Below are 14,111 nucleotides of genomic sequence, written 5' to 3'. Positions count from 1 at the left end.
AGGAATCTTGACGCCAATCGGTGTGTTGTTGTGATGTGCAGGACACCCCAGGGATCATCGCTGCGCTGTACAACGTAAGCTGTAGCGGTCTCGAAAGGCGGCAAGTAGGGCGATAACGCGCCACACCCTCCACCGGGACGGCCGCGTGGAGGCCCGGGCGGCGTGTCCGAAATAGTGCGTATCGGGTCGGCAGTGTAGAACGGGAGATGTGACGGCAATGGCTACGGAGACTCCCCGGCTGAACGCAGCGTGTGGTGTCCCCGTCCCGGGCAGCCGGCGGTGACGGGAACCGACACGTCGCTCGCCGGTGATCCGGAGCGCGGCACGCTCGACAAGGCCTCGGGCGAGAACTTCCCGGTGGCGCCGTTCTTCCTGCCCAGGGCCTGGCGCACCGACCTCATGGCCGTGTACGGCTTCGCCCGCCTCGTCGACGACATCGGCGACGGCGACCTCGCCCCCGGCGGCGCCGACGCCCGGCTGCTCGGCGTCCCGCCCGCGGACGCCGAGGACCGGCTGCTGCTCCTGGACGCCTTCGAGGCCGACCTGCGCCGCGTCTTCGACGGCACGCCCCGTCACCCCCTGCTGCGCCGCCTGCAGCCCACGGTGCGCCGCCACGCACTGACCCCCGAGCCCTTCCTCGGCTTGATCGCCGCCAACCGCCAGGACCAGCTCGTCACCCGCTACGAGACCTACGCCGACCTCCTCGCCTACTGCGAACTGTCGGCCAACCCGGTCGGCCGCCTGGTCCTGTCCGTCACCGGCACCTCGACGCCCGAGCGCATCCGCCTGTCGGACGCGATCTGCACCGCACTGCAGATCGTCGAACACCTGCAGGACGTCGCCGAGGACCTCCGACGGGACCGCGTCTACCTGCCCGCCGAGGACATGAAACGTTTCCACGTCCAGGAGGCGGACCTCGCCACCCCCGTCGCGAGCGCATCGGCGCGCGCGCTGGTCGCATACGAAGCGGAACGCGCCCTCTTTCTCCTGAATGAAGGCGCCCCTCTGGTGGGTAGCGTCCACGGCAGGTTGAAGTTGCTGCTCGCAGGGTTCGTGGCGGGAGGAAGGGCGGCGGTCCACGCGATCGCCGCAGCCGGATACGACGTACTTCCCGGCCCGCCCAAGCCCGGCAAGATCCGGTTGCTGCGTGAGGTGGGCGTGACTCTGCGAGGAGAGGGGTGATCCGGACCGTGGAGTTCGAACCACACGTGTCCGCACCGGTACTCGCCGCCTACCGATACTGCGAGGCCGTCACCGGACAGCAGGCCCGCAACTTCGCCTACGGCATCAGACTGCTGCCGGCGCCCAAGCGCCGCGCGATGTCCGCGCTGTACGCGTTCTCGCGGCGCGTCGACGACATCGGCGACGGCGCGCTGGCGGACGAGGTCAAGGTGGCGCGGCTGGAGGACACCCGGGCGACGCTGGCCCGGGTGCGCGAGGACGCGATCGCCGAGGACGACACCGACCCGGTCGCGGTCGCCCTCGCCCACGCCGCCGGCGCCTTCCCGATCCCGCTCGGCGGCCTGGACGAGCTGATCGACGGCGTCCTGATGGACGTACGCGGCGAGACCTACGAGACCTGGGACGACCTGAAGGGGTACTGCCGCTGCGTCGCGGGCGCCATCGGGCGCCTCTCGCTCGGCGTGTTCGGCACCGAGCCGGGGGCGCGCGGCGCCGAGCGCGCGCCCGAGTACGCCGACACGCTCGGCCTGGCGCTCCAGCTCACCAACATCCTCCGGGACGTGCGCGAGGACGCCGAGGGCGGACGGACCTACCTGCCCGCCGACGACCTCGCGAAATTCGGGTGCGCGGCCGGCTTCGGCGGGCCGACGCCACCGGACGGCTCCGACTTCGCGGGCCTCGTCCACTTCGAAGTGCGACGGGCCCGCACGCTCTTCGCCGAGGGCTACCGGCTGCTGCCCATGCTCGACCGGCGCAGCGGCGCCTGCGTCGCCGCCATGGCCGGCATCTACCGCCGACTGCTCGACCGCATCGAGCGCGACCCCGAGGCCGTGCTGCGCGGCCGGGTCTCGCTGCCGGGACGGGAGAAGGCGTACGTCGCCGTGCGGGGGCTGTCCGGTCTGGACACCCGGCAGGTCAACCGGAGGACCGTCAGGAGGCGCGCCTGATGGAGAACCCGGTCCCAGGCGATTGCGCCGGTGAAAAACGGCACGCAACCCTCCGGGAGGCGACCGCGTCCCTGACGGCGACGGTGTGCCGTGATCCGTTCGACCACCGCGGCGGCCGCGCAGGGGAGGACGTACGATGACCGACGGCACGCGCTCCGACGACCCGCTCGCCAACCCCGCCCGGCGCACCGGCGGGGACGCCGTCGTGGTCGGCGGCGGACTCGCCGGCATCACCGCCGCCCTCGCGCTCGCCGACGCCGGAGTGCGCGTCACCCTTCTCGAGGGCCGGCCCCGGCTGGGCGGGCTCGCCTTCTCCTTCCAGCGCGGCGACCTCACCGTCGACAACGGACAGCACGTGTACCTGCGCTGCTGCACCGCCTACCGGTGGTTCCTCGACCGCATCGAGGCCACCGCGCTGGCGCCGCTGCAAAGCCGCCTCGACGTGCCGGTGGTCGACGTGGCCAAGCCCGAGGGCCGGCGGCTGGGCCGGCTGCGGCGCGACCCGCTGCCGGTCCCGCTGCACCTGGGACGCAGCCTGGCTGCCTACCCGCACCTCTCGCTCGCCGAGCGGGCCAGGGTGGGCCGCGCCGCGCTCGCGCTCAAGCGGCTCGACCTCGCCGATCCGGCGCTGGACGACCGGGACTTCGGCAGCTGGCTGGCCGAGCACGGCCAGTCCGCGCGCGCCGTCGAGGCCCTGTGGGACCTGGTCGGGGTCGCCACCCTCAACGCGGTCGCGGGCGACGCCTCGCTGGGGCTCGCCGCGATGGTGTTCAAGACCGGTCTGCTGTCCGACCCGGGCGCGGCCGACATCGGATGGGCGCGCGTCCCGCTGGGCGAACTGCACGACCGGCTGGCCCGCAAGGCCCTCGAGTCCGCGGGGGTGCGTACCGAGGTCCGTACCCGCGTCACCTCCGTCTCCCGTGACGACACCGGGCGCTGGACAGTCGAGGTGCCGGGCGAGACGCTCACCGCCGACGCCGTCGTGCTCGCCGTGGCCCAGCGCGAGGCCCACGACCTGCTGCCCGCCGGCGCCCTGGACGCCCCGGAACGGCTGCTGCGGATCGGCACGGCGCCGATCATCGACCTGCACGTCGTCTACGACCGCAAGGTGCTCGCCCGGCCCTTCCTCGCGGCCCTCGGCACCCCGGTGCAGTGGGTCTTCGACCGCACCGAAGCCTCCGGGCTGCGCACCGGACAGTACCTGGCGCTGTCCCAGTCGGCCGCGCACGACGACATCGACGCGCCCGTCGCCGCACTGCGCGAGCGCTACCTCCCCGAGCTGGAACGGCTGCTGCCCGGTGCGCGCGGCGCCGAGGTCAGGGACTTCTTCGTGACCAGGGAGCGCACGGCGACGTTCGCCCCGACCCCCGGCGTCGGACGGCTCAGGCCCGGCGCCCGTACCAAGGCCCCCGGCCTCTACCTGGCCGGAGCGTGGACCGCCACAGGGTGGCCCGCGACCATGGAGAGTGCGGTCCGCAGCGGCGTGAACGCGGCGGACGCCGCGCTGAGCGCCCTGGGCCGGTCCCGCCCCCGCCGCCTCTTCGACGTCGAGGAGGCGGCGTGACGCTCGATCAGCGGGCGGCAGGCCCCCGCACTTCCGGCACCGCAACAAGAGGAGAGACCTTGCCCACTGTGCCCCCGGCCTCGACGGCCGCTCGAGAGACCGCGGTGGACGTGACCGCGCTTCTGGAGCGCGGCCGGACCCTGGCCACACCGGTACTGCGGGCGGCCGTCGACCGCCTGGCCCCTCCCATGGACACCGTTTCCGCCTACCACTTCGGCTGGATCGACGCCGAGGGCAATCCCGCGGACGGCGACGGCGGCAAGGCCGTCCGGCCCGCGCTCGCCGTGCTCTCGGCCGAGGTCACCGGGGCGGCCCCCGAGGCCGGCGTCCCCGGCGCGGTCGCCGTCGAACTGGTCCACAACTTCTCGCTGCTGCACGACGACCTGATGGACGGCGACGAACAGCGCCGCCACCGCGACACCGTCTGGAAGGTGCACGGCCCCGCCCAGGCGATCCTCGTCGGCGACGCCCTGTTCGCCCTGGCCAACGAGATACTGCTGGAACTCGGCACGGTCGAGGCCGGCCGCGCCACCCGCCGCCTGACCACCGCCACCCGCGCCCTGATCGACGGTCAGGCGCAGGACATCTCCTACGAGCACCGCGACCGCGTCAGCGTCGAGGAGTGCCTGGAGATGGAGGGCAACAAGACCGGCGCCCTGCTCGCCTGCGCCTCCTCGATCGGCGCGGTCCTCGGCGGCGCGGACGACCACACCGCCGACACCCTGGAGAAGTACGGCTACCACCTGGGCCTGGCCTTCCAGGCCGTCGACGACCTCCTCGGCATCTGGGGCGACCCGGTCTCCACCGGCAAGCAGACCTGGAGCGACCTGCGCCAGCGCAAGAAGTCCCTGCCGGTCGTGGCCGCCCTCGCGGCCGGCGGCCCGGCCTCCGAGCGGCTCGGCGAGATCCTCGCCGCGGACGCCAAGAGCAGCGACTTCGCGAACTTCTCGGAGGAGGAGTTCGCGGCCCGCGCCGCCCTCATCGAGGAGGCCGGCGGCCGTGAGTGGACCGCCGAGGAGGCGCGCCGGCAGCACACCGTGGCGGTCGAGGCCCTGCACGCCATCGACATGCCCGACCGGGTACGGGCCGCCTTCACGGCGCTCGCCGACTTCGTCGTCGTACGGAAGAGATGATCATTATCGGTCGAATATCCCTCGCGTAGTCGCCGGCCGGTGCCGAGGTCGAGGCACCGTCCGACGGCGGACCCACAGCAGCACGACTCGCACGACTGCACGAAGGGGAAGCCATGACAGCGACGACCGACGGAAGCACCGGGGCGCTGCCGCCCCGCGCTGCCGCGGCCAGCGAAACCGACAGCACCGACCCCGTGGCGGCGGGGGTCCGAGACGCCGCCGTGCGCGCCGTGGGGCGCGCCACCGACTTCCTGCTGTCGCGGCAGGACGCCCAGGGCTGGTGGAAGGGCGACCTCGAGACGAACGTCACGATGGACGCCGAGGACCTGCTCCTGCGCCAGTTCCTGGGCATCCGCGACGAGGCCACGACCCGCGCCGCCGCGCTGTTCGTCCGCGGCGAGCAGCGCCCGGACGGCACCTGGGCCACCTTCTACGGCGGACCCGGCGAACTCTCCGCCACCATCGAGGCTTACGTCGCCCTGCGGCTGGCCGGCGACGCGCCCGACGCGCCGCACATGGCGAAGGCCTCGGCGTGGATCCGCGAGCGGGGCGGGATCGCCGCCGCGCGGGTCTTCACCCGGATCTGGCTCGCGCTGTTCGGCTGGTGGAAGTGGGAGGACCTGCCCGAACTCCCGCCCGAACTCCTCTACTTCCCGAAGTGGTTCCCGCTCAACATCTACAACTTCGGGTGCTGGGCGCGGCAGACCATCGTGCCGCTCACCGTCGTCTCCGCGAAGCGTCCGGTGCGTCCGGCGCCGTTCCCGCTGGACGAACTGCACACCGACCCCGACCACCCCAATCCGCCCAAGCCCCTCGCGCCGGTGACCAGTTGGGACGGCCTGTTCCAGCGGCTGGACAAGGTGGTGCGCGGCTACCGGCCGATCGCGGTGCGCCGGCTGCGCAGGGCCGCGATGAACAGCGCCGCCCGCTGGATCATCGAGCGACAGGAGAACGACGGCTGCTGGGGCGGCATCCAGCCGCCGGCCGTGTACTCGGTCATCGCCCTGTACCTGCTGGGCTACGACCTCGAGCACCCGGTGATGCGGGCCGGCCTGGAGTCCCTCGACCGGTACACCGTCTGGCGCGAGGACGGCGCCCGGATGATCGAGGCCTGCCAGTCCCCGGTGTGGGACACCTGTCTGGCCACCATCGCGCTCGCCGACGCCGGAGTGCCCGCCGATCACCCGCAACTGGTCAAGGCCGCCGACTGGATGCTGGGCGAGCAGATCGTGCGACCCGGCGACTGGTCCGTGCGCAGGCCCCAACTTCCGCCCGGCGGATGGGCGTTCGAGTTCCACAACGACAACTACCCGGACATCGACGACACCGCAGAGGTGGTCCTCGCGCTGCGCCGGGTCCGCCACCACGACCCGGAGCGGGTCGAGAAGGCGATCGGGCGCGGGGTGCGCTGGAACCTCGGCATGCAGTCGAGGAACGGGGCGTGGGGCGCCTTCGACGTCGACAACACCAGCCGGTTCCCCAACCGGCTGCCGTTCTGCGACTTCGGCGAGGTCATCGACCCGCCGTCCGCCGACGTCACCGCGCACGTGGTCGAGATGCTCGCGGCCGAGGGCATGGCCCACGACCCGCGCACCCGGCGCGGCATCGAGTGGCTGCTCGCCGAACAGGAGCCGGACGGCTCGTGGTTCGGGCGCTGGGGCGTCAACTACCTTTACGGCACGGGGTCCGTGGTCCCCGCGCTGACGGCCGTCGGCCTGCCCGGCTCGCACCCGGCGATCCGGCGCGCGGTGGCCTGGCTGGAGTCGGTGCAGAACGACGACGGCGGCTGGGGCGAGGACCTGCGCTCCTACCGGGACGCCGAGGAGTGGAGCGGCCGCGGGGCCTCCACCGCCTCGCAGACGGCGTGGGCGCTGATGGCCCTGCTGGCGGCGGGGGAGCGGGACTCCCGGGCCGTCGAACGCGGCGTGCGGTGGCTCGCGGCCACGCAACGCGAGGACGGTTCGTGGGACGAGCCGTACTTCACCGGCACCGGATTCCCATGGGACTTCTCCATCAACTACCACCTCTACCGGCAGGTCTTCCCGCTGACCGCGCTCGGCCGGTACGTCCACGGAGAGCCGTTCGCCGTACAGCCACCGGCCGTTCAGCCCCGGACCGTACAGCCACCGGCCGTTGAGCCCCTGACGGTACAGCCACCGGCCGAGCAGCCTCTGGTCGAGCGGCTGCTCGTCGACAAACCCGTCGCCGAGGCCGAGGGGGGCTGATGAGCGACCGTCCCGCCCCGGCACCGCTGCTGATCGCGTGCGCGCTCGGCATCGAGCACCTCGCCCTGCGCACCGGCGACCGCGGAGCGCGGCGGGAGGGCCCGAGACGTCCCGTAACCGAACCGGACGGGTACGGCGGCGCCGGCGGGCCGGTCACCGTGCTGCGTACCGGCATGGGCCCCAAGGCGGCCGAACGGTCGGTCGTCCGCGTCCTCGCCGACCCGGTGCTGGCCGACGCCGCCGTGCTCGCCACCGGCTTCTGCGCGGGTCTCGCCCCCGGCATGCACCCCGGCGACCTGGTGGTCGCCGAGGAGACCCGGGACCCGCGCGGCGACGTCCCGTGCGTCGGCACCGAACTGCTGGTGAAGGCGCTGGTGCGGGCCGTGCCCGGCCGTACCGTGCACACCGGGCCGCTCACCGGCTCCGACCACGTGGTCCGCGGTCCGGAGCGGTCGGAGCTGCTGGCGACCGGCGCGATCGCGGTCGACATGGAGTCGGCGGCCACGCTGCTGAGCGCGGTGCGCGTGGGCGAGCGCCCGGTTGCGGCCGTGCGGGTGGTGGTGGACGCTCCAGAACATGAACTCGTCCGGATCGGCACACTGCGCGGTGGAATATCGGCTTTCCGCGTGCTCCGATCCGTTCTTCCGGCTTTCTTCGAATGGCACCGTTCCTTGCTGCTCCCCAGGAGGTGAGCCAGATGGCCATGCCGCTGCGTCAGTCCATCAAGGTCGCTACTTACTTGGCAGAACAGAAGCTCCGCAAGCGTGACAAGTTCCCGCTGATCGTGGAGCTGGAGCCGCTCTTCGCGTGCAACCTGAAATGCGAGGGCTGCGGCAAGATCCAGCACCCGGCCGGGGTGCTCAAGCAGCGCATGCCGGTCGCGCAGGCCGTGGGAGCGGTGCTGGAGTCCGGCGCGCCGATGGTGTCCATCGCGGGCGGCGAGCCCCTGATGCACCCTCATATCGACGAGATCGTGCGGCAGTTGGTGGCCAAGCGGAAATACGTCTTCCTGTGCACCAACGCGATGCTGCTGCGCAAGAAGATGGACAGGTTCAAGCCCTCGCCGTACTTCGCGTTCGCGGTGCACATCGACGGGCTGCGCGAGCGGCACGACGAGTCCGTCGCCAAGGAGGGCGTGTTCGACGAGGCGGTGGAGGCCATCAAGGAGGCCAAGCGGCGCGGCTTCCGGGTGACCACCAACTCGACCTTCTTCAACACCGACACCCCGCAGACCATCATCGAGGTGCTCAACTTCCTCAACGACGACCTGAAGGTCGACGAGATGATGATCTCGCCCGCCTACGCCTACGAGAAGGCCCCGGACCAGGAGCACTTCCTGGGCGTGGAGCAGACCCGCGAGCTGTTCAGGAAGGCCTTCGCGGGCGGCAACCGGCTGCGCTGGCGGCTCAACCACTCGCCGCTGTTCCTGGACTTCCTCGAGGGCAAGGTCGACTTCCCGTGCACGGCCTGGGCGATCCCGAACTACTCGCTGTTCGGCTGGCAGCGCCCCTGCTACCTGATGAGCGACGGGTACGTGCCGACGTACCGCGAGCTCATCGAGGACACCGACTGGGACAAGTACGGCCGGGGCAAGGACCCGCGCTGCGCCAACTGCATGGCGCACTGCGGCTACGAGCCCACCGCCGTCCTCGCCACCATGGGATCCCTCAAGGAGTCCTTGCGCGCGATGCGCGAGACCGTCTCCGGAAACCGGGACTGACCCGGTGACCGCCGTCTCCCTGGGCGTGCCCGAGGTGCCGGCCCGGCCGGCCGCCGAGCGGCGAGCGTCGCGGCGGATCCAGGTCGGCTCCGTGCCGGTCGGGGGCGGGGCGCCGGTGTCGGTGCAGTCGATGACGACGACGCGTACCTCCGACATCGGTGCCACGTTGCAGCAGATCGCGGAGCTGACCGCGTCGGGGTGCCAGATCGTGCGGGTGGCGTGTCCGACGCAGGACGACGCGGACGCGCTGGCGACGATCGCGCGGAAGTCGCAGATCCCGGTGATCGCGGACATCCACTTCCAGCCGAAGTACGTGTTCGCGGCGATCGAGGCGGGCTGTGCGGCGGTCCGGGTGAACCCGGGCAACATCAAGCAGTTCGACGACAAGGTCAAGGAGATCGCGCGGGCGGCGAAGGACCACGGCACGCCGATCCGGATCGGGGTCAACGCGGGCTCGCTGGACCGGCGGCTGCTGCAGAAGTACGGCAAGGCGACGCCGGAGGCGCTGGTGGAGAGCGCGCTGTGGGAGGCGTCGCTGTTCGAGGAGCACGACTTCCGGGACATCAAGATCTCCGTCAAGCACAACGACCCGGTCGTGATGATCGAGGCCTACCGGCAGCTCGCCGCGCAGTGCGACTACCCGCTGCACCTCGGCGTGACGGAGGCGGGCCCGGCGTTCCAGGGCACCATCAAGTCGGCCGTCGCCTTCGGCGCGCTGCTGTCGCAGGGCATCGGGGACACGATCCGGGTGTCGCTGAGCGCGCCGCCGGTGGAGGAGATCAAGGTCGGCCTGAAGATCCTGGAGTCGCTGAACCTGCGCCGGCGCGGGCTGGAGATCGTCTCCTGCCCCTCCTGCGGGCGTGCCCAGGTCGACGTGTACAAGCTGGCCGAGGAGGTCACCGCGGGGCTGACCGGCATGGAGGTGCCGCTGCGGGTGGCGGTCATGGGCTGCGTGGTCAACGGTCCCGGCGAGGCGCGGGAGGCCGACCTCGGTGTCGCCTCGGGCAACGGCAAGGGGCAGATCTTCGTCAAGGGCGAGGTCGTCAAGACCGTCCCCGAGTCGAAGATCGTCGAGACCCTCATCGAAGAGGCCATGAAGCTGGCGGAGCAGATGGAGCAGGACGGCGCGTCGGGGGAGCCGGCCGTCACCGTGAGTTGAACAGCAGGACCGAAGGGGGCTCGAGCGTGACGATTCTGGAGACCATCCGTGGACCACGCGACCTGAAAGCGCTGGCCGAGCCGGAGCTTCGCCGACTGTCCGAGGAGATCAGGGAGTTCCTGGTGCACGCGGTGGCCAGGACCGGCGGTCATCTCGGGCCGAACCTGGGCGTGGTGGAACTGTCCATCGCGCTCCACCGGGTCTTCGAGTCGCCCGTCGACCGCATCCTGTGGGACACCGGCCACCAGAGCTACGTCCACAAGCTGGTGACGGGGCGTCAGGACTTCTCGAAGCTGCGTGGCAAGGGCGGTCTGTCCGGCTACCCGTCGCGCGAGGAGTCCGAGCACGACGTCATCGAGAACAGCCACGCCTCGACCGCCCTCGGCTGGGCCGACGGGCTCGCCAAGGCACGCCAGGTGCAGGGGGAGAAGGGGCACGTCGTCGCGGTCATCGGCGACGGCGCGCTGACCGGCGGCATGGCCTGGGAGGCGCTGAACAACATCGCGGCCGCCAAGGACCGGCCGCTGATCATCGTCGTCAACGACAACGAGCGTTCATACGCGCCGACCATCGGCGGGCTCGCCGACCACCTGGCCACCCTGCGCACCACCGACGGCTACGAGAAGGTCCTCGCCTGGGGCAAGGACGTGCTGTTGCGCACCCCGCTCGTCGGCCACACCGTCTACGAGTCGCTGCACGGCGCGAAGAAGGGCTTCAAGGACGCCTTCGCCCCGCAGGGCATGTTCGAGGACCTGGGCCTGAAGTACGTCGGCCCGATCGACGGACACGACATCGGGGCCGTGGAGTCGGCGCTGCGGCGCGCGAAGCGCTTCCACGGGCCGGTCCTGGTGCACTGCCTCACCGAGAAGGGCCGCGGCTACGAGCCCGCCCTCGCGCACGAGGAGGACCGCTTCCACACCGTCGGCGTGATGGACCCGCACACCTGCGAACCGCTCACACCCGCCGCCGGCCCGTCCTGGACCTCGGTGTTCGGCGACGAGATCGTCCGGATCGGCGAGGAGCGCGAGGACGTCGTCGCGATCACGGCGGCCATGCTGCACCCGGTGGGCCTCGGCAAGTTCGCCGCCCGCTTCCCCGGCCGGGTGTGGGACGTGGGCATCGCCGAGCAGCACGCGGCCGTCTCCGCGGCCGGCCTGGCGACCGGCGGGCTGCACCCGGTGGTCGCCGTCTACGCCACCTTCCTCAACCGCGCCTTCGACCAGCTCCTGATGGACGTGGCGCTGCACCGCTGCGGGGTCACCTTCGTACTGGACCGGGCCGGTGTCACGGGCGTCGACGGCGCCTCCCACAACGGCATGTGGGACATGTCCGTCCTCCAGGTGGTGCCGGGCCTGCGGATAGCCGCCCCGCGCGACGCCGACCAGCTGCGCGCCCAGCTGCGCGAGGCGGTCGCCGTCGACGACGCGCCGACCCTGGTCCGCTTCCCGAAGGAGTCGGTGGGACCGCGGATCCCGGCGGTCGACCGGGTGGGCGGCATGGACGTGCTGCACCGCGCGGACCGGCCCGAGGTGCTGCTGGTCGCCGTCGGCGTCATGGCGCCGGTCTGCCTGCAGGCCGCCGAGCTGCTCCAGGCGCGCGGCATCGCCTGCACGGTGGTGGATCCCCGGTGGGTCAAACCGGTCGATCCGGCGCTGCCGGGGCTCGCCGCCGAGCACCGCCTGGTGGCGGTCGTGGAGGACAACAGCCGCGCGGCCGGCGTCGGATCCGCGGTGGCGCTGGCGCTCGGCGACGCCGAAGTCGACGTACCGGTGCGGCGGTTCGGCATTCCGGAGCAGTTCCTCGCGCACGCCAAGCGTGCGGAGGTGCTGGCCGACATCGGGCTCACACCGGTGGAGGTGGCCGGGCGGATCAGCGCGAGCCTGGCCGTCAAGGAGGCCGCCGCCGACCCGGCGGGGGCCGCCCCAGTCAAGGAGAGGGCTGAATGACCAAGGAGTTCGACCTCGGCGCACTCCTGGCCGAGCGCGGAGCCGAGCGCTACGAGCTGCACACCAGGTACCTCAACCACCAGCTCCCGCGCATGCTGCACACCATCGGCTTCGACAAGGTCTACGAGCGCGGCGAGGGCGCGTACTTCTGGGACGCGGACGGCAACGACTACCTGGACATGCTCGCCGGGTTCGGGGTGATGGGCCTGGGCCGCCACCACCCCGTGGTCCGCAAGGCGCTGCACGACGTCCTCGACGCGTCGCTGGCCGACCTCACCCGCTTCGACTGCCAGCCGCTGCCCGGGCTGCTGGCCGAGAAGCTCCTCGCGCACAGCCCGCACCTGGACCGGGTGTTCTTCGGCAACAGCGGCACCGAGGCGGTCGAGGGCGCGCTGAAGTTCGCCCGTTACGCCACCGGCAGGCCCAGGGTGCTGTACTGCGAGCACGCCTTCCACGGACTGACGACGGGTTCGCTGTCGGTCAACGGCGAGTCCGGCTTCCGGGACGGCTTCGCCCCGCTGCTGCCCGACACCCCCGTACCCCTCGGCGACCTCGACGCCCTGGCGAGGGAGCTGAGGAGGGGCGACGTCGCCGCCCTGATCGTGGAGCCGATCCAGGGCAAGGGCGTGTACGAGGCCCCACCCGGCTACCTGCGGGCCGCGCAGGAACTGCTGCACCGGCACAAGGCACTGCTCATCGCCGACGAGGTGCAGACCGGCCTGGGCCGGACCGGCGACTTCTACGCCTACCAGCACGAGGAGGGCGTCGAGCCGGACCTGGTGTGCGTGGCCAAGGCGCTGTCGGGCGGATACGTGCCGGTCGGGGCGACGCTCGGCAAGGACTGGATCTTCAAGAAGGTCTACTCGTCGATGGACCGCGTCCTCGTCCACTCGGCGAGCTTCGGGTCCAACGCGCAGGCCATGGCGGCCGGGCTCGCCGTGCTGTCGGTCATGGAGAACGAGCAGGTCGTCGCGAACGCCCGGATGACGGGCGATCGCCTGAGGTCCCGGCTCGCGGCGCTGACCGAGAAGTACGAGCTGCTCGCCGACGTCCGCGGCCGCGGGCTGATGATCGGCATCGAGTTCGGCCGGCCCAGGTCGCTGAAGCTGCGCAGCCGGTGGACCATGCTGCAGGCCGCCCGCAAGGGACTGTTCGCGCAGATGGTCGTCGTTCCGCTGCTGCAGCGCCACCGCATCCTCACCCAGGTCTCCGGCGACCACCTGGAGGTCATCAAGCTGATCCCGCCGCTGATCATCGGCGATCGGGAGGTGGACCGGTTCGTGGCCGCCTTCACGGAGGTGATGGACGAGGCGCACAATGGAGGCGGGCTGATGTGGGACTTCGGCAAGACGCTGATCAAACAGGCCGTCGCCAACCGCTGACCCGGGCCGCCGGCCGGGCAGTCCCTGCCACCGGCCAAGAGCTGTTTGCCTCTGAGGCAAGAAATTTGCCCCAGAGGTAAAGCTGCGGCTCAATGGGGGTATGAGCTCCCCGGAAGCCGAGTTCGAGCAGCCGACGGGACCGCTGGCAGACCTGCCCGCCGTCGCGCCGCAGCTCCGCGCACTGCGCCGCCGCGCCTCCCTCACCCTGGAGGCCGCGGCCCGCGCTGCCGGACTGTCCCCGGCCCACCTCTCCCGGCTGGAGACCGGGCAGCGGCAACCCTCGCTGCCGGTGCTGCTCGGGCTCGCCCGCATCTACGGTACGACCGTCTCCGAACTGCTCGGCGAGACGGTCGCCGACCGTAACGCGGTGGTGCGCGGCGTCGACATGGAACCCACCGCCGCGGGCGGCTGGACCTACTGGCAGGCCGGCGCCTCCGGCCGGGGCATGCAGGCCCTGCGGGTCCACGCGCCGTACGGCACCCAGGGCGACATCGTGCGCGTGCACCCGGGCGAGGAGTGGCTGTACGTCCTCGCCGGGCGGCTGTGGCTGCGCCTGGGGGACGCCACCCACCGGCTCGGTCCCGGCGACAGCGCGCACTTCGACTCGCTGACGCCGCACCGTATCGCGGCGCTGGACCCCGAAGGGGTCGAGCTGCTGTTCGTCCACACCCTGTTGCAGAGTCCCACGGCCGCGCTGTGCCTGGGCCCGACCACCGGAGACATGCCATGAGCAATTACGAGGAGAAGTTCCCGCGGTCCCTGTGGATCCGCCTGATCATCTACATCGCGGCGGGCCACCTCTTCGCGGGCTTCATCTACCTGCTGTTCTCGGTGGGCGCCAAGTAGCCCGCCG

The 14,111-nt window shown here is 71.8% G+C and carries 13 protein-coding genes; all 13 read left to right on the top strand.

Features of this window, described 5'->3' with window-relative positions:
- Positions 1-279 precede the first annotated feature (279 nt).
- The 13 genes from hpnC to ACZ5GT_RS05540 all read left to right on the top strand — a co-directional run bounded on the left by hpnC (position 280) and on the right by ACZ5GT_RS05540 (position 14,104).
- Entirely contained in the window at positions 280-1,182 is a 903-nt protein-coding gene (hpnC, locus tag ACZ5GT_RS05600) for a squalene synthase HpnC (RefSeq protein ID WP_469014686.1), read from the top strand.
- Entirely contained in the window at positions 1,179-2,129 is a 951-nt protein-coding gene (gene hpnD / locus ACZ5GT_RS05595) for a presqualene diphosphate synthase HpnD (RefSeq protein WP_469014683.1), read from the top strand. The genes hpnC and hpnD overlap by 4 nt, the downstream gene beginning before the upstream one ends.
- Complete coding sequence (locus tag ACZ5GT_RS05590; RefSeq protein ID WP_469014679.1) at positions 2,129-2,269, top strand: DUF6380 family protein; 141 nt, start codon at positions 2,129-2,131, stop codon at positions 2,267-2,269. The genes hpnD and ACZ5GT_RS05590 overlap by 1 nt, the downstream gene beginning before the upstream one ends.
- Positions 2,266-3,693 carry a hydroxysqualene dehydroxylase HpnE gene (gene hpnE, locus ACZ5GT_RS05585; protein WP_469014673.1) on the top strand — a complete coding sequence of 476 codons (1,428 nt, stop codon included), beginning with the start codon at positions 2,266-2,268 and terminating at the stop codon, positions 3,691-3,693. The genes ACZ5GT_RS05590 and hpnE overlap by 4 nt, the downstream gene beginning before the upstream one ends.
- A 68-nt stretch (positions 3,694-3,761) precedes the next feature.
- Entirely contained in the window at positions 3,762-4,826 is a 1,065-nt protein-coding gene (locus ACZ5GT_RS05580; protein ID WP_469014796.1) for a polyprenyl synthetase family protein, read from the top strand.
- 113 nt (positions 4,827-4,939) lie between these two features.
- Positions 4,940-7,051, top strand: coding sequence for a squalene--hopene cyclase (shc, locus tag ACZ5GT_RS05575; protein ID WP_469014666.1), 2,112 nt, complete (start codon positions 4,940-4,942; stop codon positions 7,049-7,051).
- Positions 7,051-7,743: a phosphorylase family protein gene (locus ACZ5GT_RS05570; RefSeq protein ID WP_469014660.1), complete on the top strand. Its 693-nt coding sequence runs from the start codon at positions 7,051-7,053 to the stop codon at positions 7,741-7,743. The genes shc and ACZ5GT_RS05570 overlap by 1 nt, the downstream gene beginning before the upstream one ends.
- A 5-nt stretch (positions 7,744-7,748) precedes the next feature.
- A complete protein-coding gene (gene hpnH, locus ACZ5GT_RS05565; RefSeq protein WP_469014656.1) occupies positions 7,749-8,771 on the top strand; it encodes an adenosyl-hopene transferase HpnH in 1,023 nt (340 codons plus the stop codon).
- Between the two features lie 4 nt (positions 8,772-8,775).
- Positions 8,776-9,930, top strand: coding sequence for a flavodoxin-dependent (E)-4-hydroxy-3-methylbut-2-enyl-diphosphate synthase (gene ispG, locus ACZ5GT_RS05560; RefSeq protein ID WP_469014652.1), 1,155 nt, complete (start codon positions 8,776-8,778; stop codon positions 9,928-9,930).
- A 26-nt stretch (positions 9,931-9,956) separates the two neighbouring features.
- Positions 9,957-11,876, top strand: coding sequence for a 1-deoxy-D-xylulose-5-phosphate synthase (gene dxs, locus ACZ5GT_RS05555; protein WP_469014648.1), 1,920 nt, complete (start codon positions 9,957-9,959; stop codon positions 11,874-11,876).
- Positions 11,873-13,258, top strand: a complete 1,386-nt coding sequence (locus ACZ5GT_RS05550; RefSeq protein ID WP_469014645.1) for an aspartate aminotransferase family protein — start codon at positions 11,873-11,875, stop codon at positions 13,256-13,258. The genes dxs and ACZ5GT_RS05550 overlap by 4 nt, the downstream gene beginning before the upstream one ends.
- A gap of 100 nt (positions 13,259-13,358) precedes the next feature.
- Complete coding sequence (locus ACZ5GT_RS05545; protein WP_469014639.1) at positions 13,359-13,988, top strand: helix-turn-helix domain-containing protein; 630 nt, start codon at positions 13,359-13,361, stop codon at positions 13,986-13,988.
- Positions 13,985-14,104, top strand: coding sequence for a DUF6126 family protein (locus ACZ5GT_RS05540; RefSeq protein ID WP_324785754.1), 120 nt, complete (start codon positions 13,985-13,987; stop codon positions 14,102-14,104). Before ACZ5GT_RS05545 ends, ACZ5GT_RS05540 begins: the two co-directional genes overlap by 4 nt.
- Positions 14,105-14,111 lie beyond the last annotated feature (7 nt).

The organism is Streptomyces sp. NPDC031340 (assembly GCF_055569945.1).
The sequence above is the reverse complement of the archived record's forward strand: the minus strand, read 5'-3'. Positions and strand labels throughout refer to the sequence as shown.

Bases quoted from the DNA above. Each gene is read 5' to 3' on its own strand.
- ACZ5GT_RS05545 (WP_469014639.1), top strand. From the start codon at position 13,359: ATGAGCTCCCCGGAAGCCGAGTTCGAGCAGCCGACGGGACCGCTGGCA.
- hpnE (WP_469014673.1), top strand. From the start codon at position 2,266: ATGACCGACGGCACGCGCTCCGACGACCCGCTCGCCAACCCCGCCCGG.
- shc (WP_469014666.1), top strand. From the start codon at position 4,940: ATGACAGCGACGACCGACGGAAGCACCGGGGCGCTGCCGCCCCGCGCT.
- ACZ5GT_RS05570 (WP_469014660.1), top strand. From the start codon at position 7,051: ATGAGCGACCGTCCCGCCCCGGCACCGCTGCTGATCGCGTGCGCGCTC.
- ACZ5GT_RS05550 (WP_469014645.1), top strand. From the start codon at position 11,873: ATGACCAAGGAGTTCGACCTCGGCGCACTCCTGGCCGAGCGCGGAGCC.
- ACZ5GT_RS05540 (WP_324785754.1), top strand. From the start codon at position 13,985: ATGAGCAATTACGAGGAGAAGTTCCCGCGGTCCCTGTGGATCCGCCTG.
- ACZ5GT_RS05590 (WP_469014679.1), top strand. From the start codon at position 2,129: ATGGAGAACCCGGTCCCAGGCGATTGCGCCGGTGAAAAACGGCACGCA.
- hpnH (WP_469014656.1), top strand. From the start codon at position 7,749: ATGGCCATGCCGCTGCGTCAGTCCATCAAGGTCGCTACTTACTTGGCA.